Source organism: Streptomyces sp. NPDC101160, assembly GCF_044768205.1.
Classification (GTDB): Bacteria; Actinomycetota; Actinomycetes; order Streptomycetales; family Streptomycetaceae; genus Streptomyces.
In genome coordinates this window covers 61,211-76,091 of record NZ_JBIWPJ010000012.1, presented here as the reverse complement: position 1 = coordinate 76,091, position 14,881 = coordinate 61,211, and the positions used below count along the sequence as shown (strand labels likewise).

14 protein-coding genes are annotated in these 14,881 nt (G+C 72.2%); 5 read left to right on the top strand and 9 right to left on the bottom strand.

Features of this window, described 5'->3' with window-relative positions; translation table 11 throughout:
• The first annotated feature begins 106 nt into the window (after positions 1 to 106).
• On the top strand, positions 107 to 3,484 hold the full coding sequence (locus tag ACIRSU_RS33255; protein WP_403800287.1) for a hypothetical protein: 3,378 nt from the start codon (positions 107 to 109) through the stop codon (positions 3,482 to 3,484).
• Positions 3,485 to 3,523: 39 nt separating this feature from the next.
• The gene (locus ACIRSU_RS33250; RefSeq protein WP_403800285.1) at positions 3,524 to 4,189 is read left to right on the top strand and encodes a pyridoxal 5'-phosphate synthase; all 666 of its coding nucleotides are present in this window, start codon (positions 3,524 to 3,526) and stop codon (positions 4,187 to 4,189) included.
• A 166-nt stretch (positions 4,190 to 4,355) separates the two neighbouring features.
• Here the strand turns inward: ACIRSU_RS33250 and ACIRSU_RS33245 are convergent, their stop codons facing one another.
• The 4 genes from ACIRSU_RS33245 to ACIRSU_RS33230 are packed head-to-tail and all read right to left on the bottom strand — an operon-like array spanning position 4,356 to position 8,012.
• Positions 4,356 to 5,606 (bottom strand): ABC transporter permease, encoded by a 1,251-nt coding sequence (locus ACIRSU_RS33245; RefSeq protein ID WP_403800282.1) that lies wholly within the window; start codon positions 5,604 to 5,606, stop codon positions 4,356 to 4,358.
• Complete coding sequence (locus ACIRSU_RS33240; protein WP_403800280.1) at positions 5,606 to 6,295, bottom strand: ABC transporter ATP-binding protein; 690 nt, start codon at positions 6,293 to 6,295, stop codon at positions 5,606 to 5,608. The genes ACIRSU_RS33245 and ACIRSU_RS33240 overlap by 1 nt, the downstream gene beginning before the upstream one ends.
• Positions 6,292 to 7,503, bottom strand: a complete 1,212-nt coding sequence (locus tag ACIRSU_RS33235; RefSeq protein ID WP_403800277.1) for a peptidoglycan-binding protein — start codon at positions 7,501 to 7,503, stop codon at positions 6,292 to 6,294. Before ACIRSU_RS33235 ends, ACIRSU_RS33240 begins: the two co-directional genes overlap by 4 nt.
• On the bottom strand, positions 7,500 to 8,012 hold the full coding sequence (locus ACIRSU_RS33230; RefSeq protein ID WP_403800275.1) for a hypothetical protein: 513 nt from the start codon (positions 8,010 to 8,012) through the stop codon (positions 7,500 to 7,502). Before ACIRSU_RS33230 ends, ACIRSU_RS33235 begins: the two co-directional genes overlap by 4 nt.
• Positions 8,013 to 8,101: 89 nt before the next feature.
• Here ACIRSU_RS33230 and ACIRSU_RS33225 point away from each other — a divergent pair, with 89 nt between their 5' ends.
• A complete protein-coding gene (locus tag ACIRSU_RS33225; protein WP_403800273.1) occupies positions 8,102 to 8,761 on the top strand; it encodes a response regulator transcription factor in 660 nt (219 codons plus the stop codon).
• Positions 8,758 to 10,002: an ATP-binding protein gene (locus ACIRSU_RS33220; RefSeq protein ID WP_403800270.1), complete on the top strand. Its 1,245-nt coding sequence runs from the start codon at positions 8,758 to 8,760 to the stop codon at positions 10,000 to 10,002. Before ACIRSU_RS33225 ends, ACIRSU_RS33220 begins: the two co-directional genes overlap by 4 nt.
• A 131-nt stretch (positions 10,003 to 10,133) precedes the next feature.
• On the opposite strand, the gene ACIRSU_RS33215 is transcribed toward ACIRSU_RS33220, so the two are convergent.
• The 4 genes from ACIRSU_RS33215 to ACIRSU_RS33200 all read right to left on the bottom strand — a co-directional run bounded on the left by ACIRSU_RS33215 (position 10,134) and on the right by ACIRSU_RS33200 (position 13,931).
• The gene (locus ACIRSU_RS33215) at positions 10,134 to 11,474 is read right to left on the bottom strand and encodes a dicarboxylate/amino acid:cation symporter (protein WP_403800268.1); all 1,341 of its coding nucleotides are present in this window, start codon (positions 11,472 to 11,474) and stop codon (positions 10,134 to 10,136) included.
• Between the two features lie 375 nt (positions 11,475 to 11,849).
• A complete protein-coding gene (locus ACIRSU_RS33210; RefSeq protein ID WP_403800265.1) occupies positions 11,850 to 12,116 on the bottom strand; it encodes a DUF4229 domain-containing protein in 267 nt (88 codons plus the stop codon).
• Between the two features lie 106 nt (positions 12,117 to 12,222).
• Entirely contained in the window at positions 12,223 to 13,386 is a 1,164-nt protein-coding gene (mqnE, locus tag ACIRSU_RS33205; protein WP_403800588.1) for an aminofutalosine synthase MqnE, read from the bottom strand.
• Positions 13,387 to 13,475: 89 nt separating this feature from the next.
• A complete protein-coding gene (locus ACIRSU_RS33200; RefSeq protein WP_403800263.1) occupies positions 13,476 to 13,931 on the bottom strand; it encodes an Lrp/AsnC family transcriptional regulator in 456 nt (151 codons plus the stop codon).
• 125 nt (positions 13,932 to 14,056) lie between these two features.
• Here ACIRSU_RS33200 and ACIRSU_RS33195 point away from each other — a divergent pair, with 125 nt between their 5' ends.
• On the top strand, positions 14,057 to 14,182 hold the full coding sequence (locus ACIRSU_RS33195) for a hypothetical protein (protein ID WP_403800618.1): 126 nt from the start codon (positions 14,057 to 14,059) through the stop codon (positions 14,180 to 14,182).
• A 7-nt stretch (positions 14,183 to 14,189) separates the two neighbouring features.
• Here the strand turns inward: ACIRSU_RS33195 and ACIRSU_RS33190 are convergent, their stop codons facing one another.
• Complete coding sequence (locus ACIRSU_RS33190) at positions 14,190 to 14,858, bottom strand: UbiX family flavin prenyltransferase (RefSeq protein WP_403800585.1); 669 nt, start codon at positions 14,856 to 14,858, stop codon at positions 14,190 to 14,192.
• Between the last annotated feature and the right edge of the window lie 23 nt (positions 14,859 to 14,881).

Here is a 14,881-nt window from a genome sequence, read left to right as displayed (position 1 = left end):
CGGACGGGAAGCGCCGGAGGGGGCCGCGCGAAGCACGCGAACACGCGAGCACGCGCGAACGACGGCCACCCGTCCCTGCCTGACAAGGCCCTCGGAGGGGAACCACTTGCACACGCACGCACGCAGAACGCTCGCCGTCGCCACCACACTCGCCGTCGCGGCCGGCCTGACGGCCACGCTCACGGTTTCGGCGACGGCCGCCACGACCGCAACCGACGAGGTCGTGATCCCGAACCCGGGGCGGGACCTGCCGCGGTACGACACCGTGAAGAACGCGGGCACAACCGGCTTCGCCCACGAACTCGAAGGCAGCGGCACGCTCTGGACGGACTATGCGACCGGCAAGGACACGCCGATCGACGCGGCCGGGGCCTACGGCCACTCCGGCCTCTACGCAAAGTTGAGCCCCGAGCCGCTGGACCAGCCCCGTACGGTCACCATCCGGGAAGCCGGCCCCGGCGAGGTGACGAAGACCGTCACGCTCCCGGCCGGGCAGCGCTGGTCAGGCGTCTTCAACGGCGACACTGTCCTCGGCTACACCCGGGACCAGACGGCCGACGGACTGGCCTCTGCCACCCTCTACCAGGCGGCCACGGAAGGCACGACCACCGCGCGCCCGATCCAGGGCCTGCCGGTGGGCGCCACCGGCCTCGGCATCCTCCGGCAGGACCTCAAGGGCGCGGTCCTCCGGATGCCGGGCACACGTGCCGGCTCCGCCCCCACCTACTACCTCCTCGACTACGCGACCGCCACCGTCACCCCTCTCCCGGACGTCTTCCCGCCTGCCACCACCTTCGCCTTGAGCGATCGCCAGATCGTGGGCTATCCCGGCTACGGCAAGCCGCTCTCCTCCGTCCCCCGCGACAACCCGACGGCCGCACCGGTGACGACCGTCCTCCCCGAGGCCGTCGGCAACGAGGGTCCCGGCATCCGTTTCGCGGTGGCCGGTGACAGCGTCCTCTTCCAGCGCACGCGGCTCTTCCCCGAGAACCAGACCCAGGCGGGCCTCCCCCTGCGCGCGATCCCGCTCGGCGGCGGCACAGTCAGCGAGGTCCTGAAGTCCGCCCAGGAAGGCAACTTCATCACCGCCCCCGACGGCAGCGTCCTCGTCGCCGGCGGCACCGGCGCCCTCGACTGGGCCGTCCAGCGGATCAGCGTCGGCGCCGACGGCACGCCCCGGACGACCCGCGTCCGCGAGATACCGCGCGTGCCCCGGGAGATCACCCACCTCGCCCTGGGCGGCGGGCGGCTGAGCTACCTCAGCCCCTCCGGCCGGGACACCGTCGTCGACCTTCTCGACTCCGACATCACCACCGACGCGACCGGCACCACCACGGCCGGCCCGTCACAGCGGCGGTTCGCCTTCATCCGCACCGACCCGTCCGGCCTGGCCTCGCAGGGCGACGGCTCCTCGGTGGTCTCCCAGGGGGCCGACCTCTACTCCCCCACCAGCCTCCACTCCTACCGGGGCTTCTCCCTCCCGGCCGAGAGCACCGTCGCGGACGCCTCCGGACGGTACGTCCTGGCGCGCAGCGGCAGCACGACCTACGCCGGTGACCTGGAGAACTTCCACGCCGACGAGCCGTCCGTCGTGCTCACGCTGCAGAACTCCGCCGCCGCGCTGTGGGACACCAAGGTGTGGAAGCCCACCGCCACCGCGGGTCAGGTCAACTCCTACGACCTGAAGACGAGGACGACCTCGCCGGCCGTCGACGTACGGTCCGGCTGCCGGCCGACCGAACTGCAGGCCGTGGGCCGCTGGCTGTACTGGGCCTGCGGCGCCGCCAAGGCCGGCGTCTACGACCACACCCTGAAGAAGAGCGTGCCGGTCCCGGTCGGCGAGGCCCTGCTCGGCGACGGCTTCGTCGTCCGCCACGAGGGCGACAGGCTGAAGCTCACGGACGCGGCCACCGGGCAGACGAGCGACTTCGCCGATCTGTCCGCCTCGGCGTCCGGTTCGGGCCGCGGGACCACGTGGACCGTGGACAGGTTCGGCGGAGACGTCGCGTACCTCGACGCGGCCGAGGACGTCCGCGTCAAGCCGGTCGGCCAGGTCCGCCAGCCGCTCGCACGGCTCGACGCCTCCGTCCCCGACCTGAGCTTCCTCGACAGCTCCGGCGCCGAACCCGCAGCCACCTGGTCCCCCGTGTGGCGCTTCTCCAAGCCCGTCGGCTCCTGGGAGCTGCGCATCGCGAAGGGTGACGGCGAGGTCGTCCGCACGTTCACGGGGACGCGCGGCACCGGCTCCGCCGTCCGCGTGGAGTGGGACGGCAAGGACTCCCGCGGTCGCGGGATCGAGGACGGGCAGTACCGCTGGGAGCTGATCGCCCGTCCGCTCGACGGTGTCGGCGGCGCTCAGGGGTTCTGGGGCGCCTTCGACGTCCGGGGCAGCTCGCTGACCACCGTCCCCGGCACCTACACGCCGGTGACCCCCGCCCGTCTCCTCAACACCATCGCCGGCGTCGGCGCCCCGAAGGCGAAGGTCGGCCCGAACGGCACCGTGCGGCTCAAGGTGGCCGGCCAGGCCGGTGTGCCGGCCGAGGGGCTGACGGGCGTGGTCCTCAACGTGACCGCGACCAACCCGACGGCGCCGAGCTATGTCTCCGTCTACCCGTACGGCACCCGCCGCACCGCGACCTCGAACCTCAACTTCACCCCCGGGAAGACCATCGCCAATCTGGTGACCGTCCCCGTCGTCAACGGCTGGGTCGAGTTCTACAACCGCTCCGGCTCCGTCGACCTGCTCGCGGACATCGCGGGGTACTACACCAAGGGCACCTCGGGCTCCTCGTACCACCCGGTCACGCCGCAGCGGATCCTCAATACCATCGGCGGGGTCGGCGCGCCGAAGGCGAAGGTCGGCCCGGGCGGGACGGTGAACCTCGCGATCACCGAGCCCGGCGTCACCGCGGTCGCCATGAACGTGACGGCGACGAACCCCACGAAGTCGAGCTACGTGTCGGTCTACCCGTACGGCACCGTCCGCCCGCCCGTGTCGAATCTCAACTTCACCGCCGGACAGTCCGTCCCCAACCTGGTGATCGTCCCGGTCAAGGACGGCAAGGTCACCTTCTACAACCACTCCGGCACCGTCGACCTGCTGGCCGACGTCACCGGTTACTTCAAGAACGGCGCCGGATCGGTCTTCACCGGGATGCAGCCCAAGCGGATCATGAACACGATCGCGGGGGTCGGCGTGCCCAAGGCCAAGGTCGGCGCGGGCCGGACCGTCACCCTGGAGGTCGGTACGAAGTACTCGGCCGTCGTCCTCAACGTGACGGTGACCAACCCGACGTCGGCGGGGTACGTCTCCGTCTACCCGTACGGGACCGCGCGTCCGCTCGTGTCGAACCTCAACTTCACCGCCGGGCAGTCCGTCCCCAACCTGGTGATCGTCCCGGTCAAGGACGGCAAGGTCACCTTCTACAACCACTCCGGCACCGTCGACCTCCTGGCCGACGTCACCGGCTACTACACCGACTGATCACTCGACCCGGCACCGCAGGGCCTCATGATGGACGCCATGGACGACGAACGGCGTTTTCAGGAGGCCCTGCGGTCTCTTCGTGTCTGGGACACCGAGCTGCCCGCCTTCGACCCGGCGGACGTGCCGGAGGAGCCGGTCGCGCTCTTCCACAGCTGGTTCGCCCAGGCGGTGGAGGCGAAGGCGGTCGAGCCGCACACCATGGCGCTCGCCACGGTGGACGCGGACGGGCGGCCGGACGTACGGACGGTGATGCTGCACGACGTGGACGCGCGCGGCTGGCACTTCGGCTCGCACGCCGGCAGTGCGAAGGGGCGGCAGCTGGCCGCCCGGCCCGAGGCCGCGCTCAACTTCTACTGGCCGGCGCAGGGGCGGGCCGTGCGGGTGCGGGGCCGGGTGGTGACCGGGACGGCGGAGGAGGCGTACGCGGATCTGCACGCGCGGACCGCCGGGGCGCTCGCCTCCGCGCTGGTCGGGCACCAGAGCGAGGTGCTCGGCTCGCCGGGCGAGCTGGCGGAGGCGAGCGCGGCGGCCTGGGAACGGGCGCGTCGGGAGCCGGAGGCGGACGCGCCGAGCTGGACGCTGTACGTCGTCGAGCCGGCCGAGGTCGAGTTCTTCCAGGGCGACGAGCAGCGCCGGCACGTACGGCTCAGGTACCGGCTCGGCGAGAACGGCACCTGGGCGCGCGAGCTGCTCTGGCCGTAGCGCCCCGGCCGTAGCGCCCTGGCCGTAGGCCCCGGCCGTAGCCCCGGCCATAGGTCCCGGCCAACCCGGGCCGTACGCGCCCAGGCCGGCCCCGGCCGGAGGCGCCCCGGCCGGCCCGGGCCGTAACGCCCTGGCCGTGCCTGGGGCCGCTCCCTTCCGGCCCCCGCTAGCCCGCCGCCAGGGCCAGCGTCGGTGACAGCCGTGACGCCCGCACCGCCGGATACAACCCCGCCACCGTGCCGATCGCGAGCGTCGCGGCGAAACCGCCCGCCGCCGACCAGGGCGGGACCACCCACGGCAGGCCGCCCGCGGTGGCGTACGCGGCGACGGCCGCCGCGCCGAGGGCCACGCCCGCGAGGCCGCCCAGGCCCGAGAGCATCAGGGACTCGGTCACGAACTGGATCCTGATCTGGCCCCGGGTCGCGCCGAGCGAGCGGCGCAGGCCGATCTCGTGGCGGCGCTCCAGGACCGAGATGATCATGGTGTTGGCGACGCCGACGCCGCCCACGAGCAGGGCGATGCCGCCCAGGCCGAGGAGCAGCGTGGAGAAGGCGCCCTCGGTGGCCGCCTTCGCCTTGAGCGCGGACGACGGGTCGCCGACCGACACGTTCTGCGGGTTCCGCGGGTCGATCGTCGGGGCGAGCAGCCGCTGGACCTCGCGTACGGACGCGTCCGTGGAGCGCTCGTACACCGCCGTCGGATGCCCGTCGAAGCCCAGCAGATCCTTGGCGCCCGCCCAGCCGACCAGGGCCGAGCGTTCGATCTCCGGGGCGAGCGGCAGCGGGGCGAGGATGCCGACGACGGTGAAGTACCGGTCGTCGATCCACACCTGCCGCCCCGGCCGGTCGACGCCCAGGCGCTCCGCGGCCACATGGCCGAGCACCACCGCCGGATAGCGGCTGTTGGCGGCGTTGAGCCAGGTGCCGGAGGCCGTCCGGCCGTGCAGCACGTCGAGCAGGCCCTCCGTGGCGGCCTTCACCGCGATGCCGCCGGTCTCGCCCGCCGGGATCTTCTCGGAGCGCCGCACCGAGCGGTCGAGGTCACCGGTCGCGCCGGCCTTCTCGACGCCCTCGATGCGGGAGACCGTGCCGACCGCGTCCTCGGGCAGCTTGATCTGCTGCCCGCTGAACATGCCCTCGCCCGCCTTGGCGACCAGCATGTTCGTGCCGAGCGCGTCGAGCTGCCGCAGCAACTGGGCCTGGCTGGAGGCCGAGATGCCGACGACCGCGATCATCGTCGCGATGCCGATCGCGATCCCGAGCGCGGACAGCACCACGCGTACGGGGCGGCTGCGCAGCCCGGCCGAGCCGACGTGCAGGACGTCGCGCGGGCCGAGCCGGGCCGCCCTCAGGGAGGCCCCACGACGAGCGGCGCCACCACGAGTGGTTCCACGAACTTTCGCACGAGCACGTGTCATCAGGCCGCGACCTTTCCGCGTGCCGTGTCCGCCACCACGCGCCCGTCGCGGACGCGGACCTGGCGCGGCAGCCGGTCCGCGATCTCGGTGTCGTGCGTGATGACGGCGATCGTGGCGCCCTCGGCGTTCAGTGTGCGGAGCAGCTCCATCACCGCTTCTCCGGAGGCCGAGTCCAGCGCGCCGGTCGGCTCGTCGGCGAGCAGCAGGGCGGGTTCGCCGACCACCGCGCGGGCGATGGCGACGCGCTGCTTCTGTCCGCCGGACAGCTCGTGCGGCCGGTGCCGCATCCGGTCGGCGAGCCCGACCCTGGCCAGGGCGTCCGCGGCCATCCGGCGGCGCCGGGCCCGGGGCAGGCCGGAGTACAGCAGCCCTTCGGCGACGTTCTCCAGCGCGGCGACGCCGGGCACCAGGTGGAACGCCTGGAAGACGAAGCCGATGCGGCGGGCGCGCAGCGCGGAGAGCCGCCGGTCGGTGAGCGCGGCGACGTCGTGCCCGGCGATCTCCACGGTGCCGGCGGTGGGCCGGTCGAGGGTGCCGACGATATGCAGCAGGGTCGACTTGCCGGAGCCGGACGGTCCGACGATGCCGACCAACTCGCCCTCGTCGATGCCGAGATCGACCCCGTCGAGGGCGCGGACCCCGCCCGAGTACTCCTTGACGACGCCCCTGAGTTCCACGACACGGCTCATGCGGACGGCACCCCCACCTTCATGCCCTCGCGCAAGCCTCCGCCGGCGACCTCCACCCGGCCCTGGCCGAACATGCCGAGCTCGACCCGGACGTCCCGGGCGCCGCCCCGCTCGACGACCTGGACGCCGAAGCCGCCGTCGGGCAGGGCGAGCAGCGCGTCGACGGGAACGGACAGGACGTCGTGCCGGGTGCGGCCGGTGAGTTCGACGGTGACCGGTGACTGGTCGACGCCCCTGGCCTTCTCCGGCTCGTCGAAGGAGACGGTGATGTCGATCTTCGGGGTCCGGTCCTGCGGGTCGGTGCCGACCTGCGCCGTCTTCCCGACCGCGGACACCTTCCCGGGCAGTTCGGTGCCGTCCGGCAGCCGGACCTTCACGCGGGTGCCGGTCTTCGCCGACTCGGCTTCGGCGGCGGGCAGTTGGAAGCGGACGACCCGCTCGGAGCCGGTCACCGTGAGCACCGGTGTGCCGGGGGCGATCCGGTCGCCGGGCGCGACCCGGCCCCCGCCCCCGCCCCCGCCGTCCCCGGAGCCGGAACCGGCTCCGCCGCCCGGCTCCTTGACCCGTACCGCGCTGCCCGCGAAGGCGATCCGGTCCGGGCCGATCGTGCCGGTCTGCTTCAGGTCGTGGGACTTCTGCCAGCGCTTGACGGCGGCGGCGGTCTTCGCCGTGTACTCCTCGTCGACGTCGAAGCCGGTGAAGCCGAGCGCGGCCAGGTTCTCCTCCAACTGCCGTACGTCCCTGCCCTTGTCGCCCGCCTTGAGCGTCCGGTACATGGGCTGGTCCCCGTACATCAGCCGGACCGGCTCGCCGTCGACCTCGTAGAGGCGCCCGTCCCGCCCGACGACCGAGCCGTTCGGGGCGAGCCAGGTGAGGGTGCCGCCGGTGCCGCCCGCGTTGATCCTCCGCTCGCCGAGGTGGCCCAGGGTGCCGTCCCGCTGGGAGCTGTCGCTGAGGTCGCCGCGGGTCACCGGGGCGGTGGCGGGCGGCAGTCCCCGGGAGCCGGCGGACCCGGCCGGCGGCTCCTGTCCGCGGCCTTGGGCGAGGGCGGTGACGGCGACGCCGGCGCCCGCGACGGCGACGACGGCCACGAGGGCGACAAGCAGCCGGCGCCGTCCGAGCGGGCGCTCGCCTTCCGGCCGCTGCGTCGGCTCGCCTTCGGGTCGCCGTGTCGGCTCGCCTTCCGGCCGCTGCGTCCGCTCGCTCATCGGGCCACGCCCTCGCAGGCCTTGGCGGCCTTGTCGAACTTCTGCTTCTCCGCGCCCTGCGGGATCGGCATGGCCTGCATCCCGCCGCCGTCGAACTTCGGATCCGGCATGTTGAAGCCGTTCTCGCGCATGCACCGCGCGAACGCGAGGGCCTTGTCCTTGTCGGCCTGGGTCGGTCCCTTGCCGAAGCCGGAGCCCGCGCCGTCGCCGGCCTTGCTCTGGCACGCCTTGAAGGCCTGCTCCATCTTCTCCTTGGACACGCCGTCGCCGCCGATGGTGAGCCCGACGCCCTTCTCGCCCGGCTTGGGCTCGGGCACGTCGAGGCCGTGCTCGCGCAGGCACTTGCGGTGCTCGAAGGCCTGGTCGGCCTTCTTGCCCTCCTCGCTCCCGCTTCCGCCTCCGCCGTCCTTCCCGGCCGGGCCGGAACCGGAGCAGGCGGTGGCGAGGAGGGCGAGGGCGGCGGCCAGGGAGCCGGCGGCGGCCGCGCGGCCGATGCGTCGAATCGTCATGGCGGCGAGACTGCCGCGAAGGGATGTTTCGCTTCTCTCAGCGGTTTCGTTTACGCCGGCGAAAGGTCCCTTTCGGATACACAGGGGCCATGCGCGTACTGCTGGTGGAGGACGAGGCGTTTCTCGCCGAGATGATCGCCGAGGGGCTGCGCCGCGACGCGCTCGCCGTGGACGTCGCGGCCGACGGCCTCGAAGCGCTGCGGAAGCTCGGGCTCGGGGAGTACGACGTCCTCGTCCTCGACCGCGACCTGCCCGGGATGCACGGCGACGAGGTGTGCCGCCGGGTGGTCGCGCAGCGGCTGATGACCCGGATCCTGATGCTGACGGCGGCCGGCACGGTACGGGACCGGGTCGATGGCCTGGGACTCGGCGCCGACGACTACCTGACCAAGCCGTTCGCGTACGACGAACTCCTCGCCCGGGTCCTGGCCCTGGGCCGGCGCGCCCGGCCCGCGCTGCCGCCCGTCCTCGAACGGCGCGGGATCGTCCTGGACACCGCCCGCCGCCAGGCGAGCCGGGACGGACGGCATCTGCACCTGTCGCGCAAGGAGTTCGGCGTCCTGGAGGCGCTGCTGCGGGCCGAGGGGGCGGTGGTCAGCGGCGAGGACCTGATCGAGCAGGTCTGGGAGGAGCACACCAGCTACCGCACGAACGCGGTACGGGTCACCCTGAGCAAGCTGCGGGCCAAGCTGGGCGAGCCGCCGGTGGTGGAGACGGTGCCGGGCGCGGGCTACCGGATCGCGTCGTGAGGGCGCCGCTGCGCGGGGAACGGGCCCGGCTCACCGCCCTGTACGCGGCTCTGCTCGTCCTCGCGGGCGCCCTGCTCACCGGTGTCGTGTACGCGCTCGTGCAGGAGGGCCTGTACTCGACGATCAGCACGGCCGTCACCACCGCCGTACCGGCCCGGCGGCTCCAGGACCTGCCGGACCCGTGGGCGACCGCCGGGCCGGCCGCCCCGCTGCCCAGCGCCGTCCCCGCGAGCCCCGGCCCGGCCACCGGCCGGTGGCTGGTCCCGAGCGAGACGCTCGCGATCACCCGGTCCGTCAGCGACGCCGCCGGGTCCGCCGCCCTCGACCGGCTCCTCACGGTCTCCGTGGCCGTCCTCGCCGGGTACGCGCTGCTCTCCGTCCCGGTCGCCTGGTGGGCGGCGGGGCGGGTGCTCCGGCCGGTCGGCGTGATCACCGACACGGCCCGCCGGCTCTCCGGCGAGAACCTGCTCGGGGGTGCCCCCGGAGGTTCCTGGGGGCGGATCGCCCTCGACGCGCCGCCCGGCGAACTCAAGCGGCTCGCCGACACCTTCGACGGCATGCTCGGGCGGATGGAGCAGCTCGTCTCGGCCCAGCAGCGGTTCGCCGCGAACGCCGCGCACGAGCTGCGCACCCCGGTCGCCGTGCAGCGCGCGGCGGCGGAGATCGGGCTCGCCGGGGAGCCCTCGCCCGAACGGGTGGCGCGGATCCGGTCCAAGCTCATCGAGGTCGCCGACACCAGCGAGCGGATCATCGAGGGGTTGCTGCTGCTCGCCTCCTCCGACCAGGGCATCCGGGAGCGGCGCCGGGTGGAAGTGGACGGGCTCGCCCGTGAGACGGCCGCGGCCCTCGCGGGCGAGGCGGACGGGCGCGGGGTGCGGGTCGTCGTACGGGCCGGGCCGCTGACCGTCGACGGGGACCCGGTGCTCCTGGAGCGCCTGCTGCACAACCTGCTCGCGAACGGTGTCCGGCACAACGTGCCCGGCGGCCGGGTGGAGGTCCGCACCGGCCCGGCCGGCATCGAGGTGGCGAACACCGGCCCCGTCGTGCCGCCGGAGTCCGTGCCGCTGCTCTTCGAGCCGTTCCGGCGCTCGGCCGCCCGCACCCACGCGCCCGGCGAGGGCGCGGGCCTCGGCCTGTCGATCGTCGACTCGATCGCCCGGGCGCACGGGGCGACCGCGTCGGCCTCGGCGAACCCGGCGTCCGAGGGCGGCGGCCTGACGGTCCGGATCACGTTCCCGTAGCGGGCCCCGCCCCGCATCCCGTGGCCGCCCCCGACGGTCACCGGGCCGCGCACGCCCCGCGCCCCGGACCGTCGGGTCCGGGGCGCGGGGTGCGGTTCGCGGTTCGCGGTTCGCTCTATACGGCGTCGGTGTCAGGCGGCGGCCGGGACCGCCACCTTCTGCTCGGCCTGCTCGGCGTCGGCCGGCTCGTCGACCGGGGAGGCCGAGGCCGACTCGTAGGCGGCGAGGTCGAGGATCTTCTCGCGGGCGGAGACGATGACCGGGACCAGGGCCTGGCCGGCGACGTTGGTGGCGGTGCGCATCATGTCGAGGATCGGGTCGATCGCCATCAGCAGACCGACGCCCTCCAGCGGCAGGCCCAGAGTGGAGAGGGTCAGCGTCAGCATGACCGTCGCACCGGTGAGGCCGGCGGTGGCCGCCGAGCCGATGACCGAGACGAAGGCGATGAGCAGGTACTCCTTGACGCCCAGCTGGACGTCGAAGATCTGCGCGATGAAGATCGCCGCGAGCGCCGGGTAGATCGCGGCGCAGCCGTCCATCTTGGTCGTGGCGCCGAACGGCACGGAGAAGGAGGCGTACTCCTTCGGGACGCCGAGGCGCTCGGTGACCCGCTGGGTGACCGGCATGGTGCCGACGGAGGAGCGGGAGACGAAGGCCAGCTGGATGGCGGGCCAGGCGCCCTTGTAGAACTGCAGCGGGTTCAGCTTGGCGACCGTGGCGAGCAGCAGCGGGTAGACGCCGAAGAGGACGAGCGCGCAGCCGACGTAGACGTCGACGGTGAAGGTCGCGTACTTGCCGAGCAGGTCCCAGCCGTAGTTGACGATGGCGCGGCCGATGAGGCCGGCGGTGCCGATCGGGGCCAGCCGGATGACCCACCACAGGGCCTTCTGCAGCAGCTGGAGCGCGGACTCGGAGAGGGTGAGCAGCGGCGCGGCCTTCTCGCCGAGCTGGAGCGCGGCGATGCCGGCGACGGCGGCCATGAAGACGATCTGCAGGACGTTCAGCTCGGTGAAGGGCGTGATGACGTCCGTCGGGATGATGCCGGTGAGGAAGTCGATCCAGCTGCCGTGGTGCTCGGGCAGCTTGCCGTCCTTCGGCGTGAGGCCGGTGCCGGAGCCCGGGTTGGTGAGCAGGCCGATCGCGAGGCCGATGGAGACGGCGATCAGCGAGGTGATCATGAACCAGACGAGGGTCTGCACGGCCAGCCGGGCCGCGTTGTTGACCTTGCGGAGGTTGGTGATCGAGACCAGGATCGCGAAGAAGACGAGCGGGGCGACGGCGAGCTTCAGGAGCTGGACGAAGATGCCGCCGACCTGGGTCAGGGTCTCCTGGAGCCAGCCGACGTCCTGGCTGCGGGCCACCCAGCCGAGCAGGACGCCGATGACGAGACCGGCGACGATCTGGGCCCAGAACGGGACCTTGGGTATACGGGACTTCGCCACGGAAGCGGGCGCGGACGCGGACACAGGCACACTCCACTGGTGCGTATCGGGGGAATACGGGACGGGGGTGCGGCACACACGCGCTTTCGCGCGGGCCGCTGCATGATGCCGGATCAGAAGGCGCGGCAACAGACCGCGGACATACAGCGGCACAGATCGACGTGCAGGCGCGCCACGAGCAGGCTGCTCGCGGCCTCACGGGGGCGCACTGCGGTCTTCATGGCGAGAACGTTAACACTTGCACTTTGAGAACCTCAAAGCAGTTCTTTGAGGTAAAGGGGTGACGGGGCGGCGTCTCAGCCTTCGGAACGCAGAAAACCCCTGGCGGGAGCCTTCGAAGCTCCCGCCAGGGGCGGAGTCTGTGATGCTGCTTACGCGGCCTTTATGCGGCTGCGGCCCTACGGCTCAGGCGGCGTCCTCGGCGGAGCGGTTCGCCTCCAGGCGACCCTTCGCCCGGTCGACCCTCGCCACGATGTCGACGCTCATCCGGTCCCGCTCCTTGCGCAGCAGGACGAAGCTCAGCGGCGCCGACACGACGACGGACAGCAGGAGCACCCACAGCATGTTGGAGTCGCCGAGGCCGCGCGGCAGCACGTGCGCGTAGACGAGACCCCACAGCACGAGGAAGCTGCCGGCGAAGATGCCGAGGCGCATGAGGGTGTAACGGAGCATGCGAGTTCCTCCCATACCGGACGAGCGTCCCTCCAGTGAAGCACGCGCGGGCCGGACCCCCGGGAGGGGGGTCCTCAGACGGGCGCGGGCCGGTCGCCGGAGGTCCTCAGACGCGCATCGGCTGCGGCGACTCGCGGCGCTCGGCGTCCGGGCCCGGGTACTCGCGGATGACCTCGTAGCGCGTGTTGCGCTCCACCGGCCGGAAACCGGCGTCCCGGATGAGCTCCAGGAGGTCGTCCCGGGTCAGCTTGTTCGGGGTGCCGTAGTTGTCGGCGTCGTGCGTGATCTTGTACTCGACGACCGAGCCGTCCATGTCGTCCGCGCCGTGCTGGAGCGCCAGCTGGGCGGTCTGCACGCCGTGCATCACCCAGAAGACCTTGACGTGCGGGACGTTGTCGAAGAGCAGCCGCGAGACGGCGAAGGTCTTCAGGGCCTCGGCTCCGGTGGCCATCGTGGTGCGGGCCTGGAGCCTGTTGCGGACCTTGCCGTCCTTCATGTCCACGAAGTCGTGCTGGTACCGCAGCGGGATGAAGACCTGGAAGCCGCCGGTCTCGTCCTGCAGCTCGCGCAGCCGCAGCACGTGGTCGACGCGGTGGCGCGGCTCCTCGATGTGGCCGTACAGCATGGTGGCCGGGGTCTTCAGACCCTTCTCGTGCGCGAGCCGGTGGATCCGGGACCAGTCCTCCCAGTGGGTGTTGTGGTCCACGATGTGCTGCCGGACCTCCCAGTCGAAGATCTCGGCGCCGCCGCCGGTCAGCGACTCCAGACCGGCCTCGATCAGCTCGTCGAGGATCTCACTGGCACTCAGCCCCGAGATGGTCTCGAAGTGGTGGATCTCGGTGGCGGTGAAGGCCTTGAGCGAGACGTTCGGCAGCGCCTTCTTCAGCTCGGAGAGCGAGCGCGGGTAGTAGCGCCAGGGCAGGTTGGGGTGCAGCCCGTTGACGATGTGCAGCTCGGTGAGGTTCTCGCCCTCCATCGCCTTCGCGAGGCGTACGGCCTCCTCGATGCGCATGGTGTACGCGTCCTTCTCACCGGGCTTGCGCTGGAAGGAGCAGTAGGCGCAGGAGGCGGTGCAGACGTTGGTCATGTTCAGATGCCGGTTGACATTGAAGTGCACCACGTCGCCGTTCTTGCGGGTCCGGACCTCGTGGGCCAGCCCGCCGAGCCAGGCGAGGTCGTCCGACTCGTACAGGGCGATGCCGTCCTCACGGCTCAGCCGCTCGCCGGCGAGGACCTTCTGCTCCAGCTCACGCTTGAGCCCCGCGTCCATCACGGCCGCCTCCCTTATCTCCGAAACCAGGCTTGCCAACCGTACTCCCCCACCTTTCGGGCGGGAGGTACCCCCATGGACGCTTCGCGTCAGCCCTCCTCCGGCAGATCCCCGACCCGGTTCTCCCACTTCGTCGACAGCACGATCGTGGTACGCGTCCGGGACACGCCCTTCGTGCCGCTGAGCCGGCGGATCGTCTTCTCCAGGCCGTCGACGTCCGACGCGCGGACCTTGAGCATGAAGGAGTCGTCGCCGGCGATGAACCAGCAGTCCTCGATCTCGGCCAGGTCCTTCAGCCGGCGGGCCACGTCCTCGTGGTCGGCGGCGTCGGAGAGGGAGATGCCGATGAGGGCGGTCACGCCGAGGCCGAGCGAGGTGGCGTCGACGGTGGCGCGGTAGCCGGTGATGACCCCGGCGGCCTCGAGGCGGTTGATGCGGTCCGTGACGGAGGGGCCGGAGAGCCCGACGAGCCGTCCGAGCTCGGCGTATGAGGCCCGGCCGTTCTCGCGCAGGGCCTGGATGAGCTGCCTGTCCACGGCGTCCATAGGTATGAAGCCTTCCATTGTCCAGCGATACCGCGAGTATAGGTATAGAATCTAAGGCACACAGGGGCGACACCCTGTGAATCTTTCAGTGGATCAAAGACGATCTTTCAGGAGTGGTGTTCACCGTGTACACGATCGAGATGGCCTACGCCCGTATGCGCGAGCTGCAGGAGATGGCCAACCGCTCGCGTGCGTACAAGACCTCCGCCGCTTCGAAGCGCGCCGCCAAGAAGGCCGCCAAGAAGCGCTAGCCCTCTACTACCGGGGCGGGGATGCTCCACCGAGCTCTCCCTCCCAACGGCGGTACAGCCGGTGCGGCACCCCTGCCGCGTCGAGCACCCGCCCCGCGACGAAGTCCACCAGGTCCTGGATGTGCGTCGCACCCGCGTAGAACGCCGGAGAGGCGGGCAGCACCACGGCGCCCGCCTCGTCCAGCGCCACCATGTGCCTGAGCGTCTGCCCGTTCAGCGGGGTCTCCCGTACGGCGACGACCAGCGGCCGCCGCTCCTTGAGCGTCACGCTCGCCACCCGCTGCAGCAGATCCTTCGAGAGCCCGAGCGCGACCCCCGCCACGGCGGCCGTCGACGCCGGCACGATCAGCATCCCCTTGACGGGGTACGACCCCGAGGACGGCCCGGCGGCCAGGTCCCCGGCCGCCCAGTACCGCACGTCGCTGACATCGACGTCGAAGGTGTCGGGCTTCCCGTCGGCGCCCCGCGCCAGCCAGGTCGCCAGGTCCTCGCGCCAGTGCGCGTCGCGGAAGGCGATCCCCGTCTCGTCGAGCAGCGTCAGCCGCGAGGCCCGCGAGACCACCAGGTCCACGCTCTCCCCCGCCGCGAGCAGTCCCCGCAGCACGGATGCGGCATACGGCGTGCCCGACGCCCCGGACACCCCCACGACCCACGGACGACGCTGCTGCTTGTTCACCGGCTCCACGCGGCCGAGCCTAT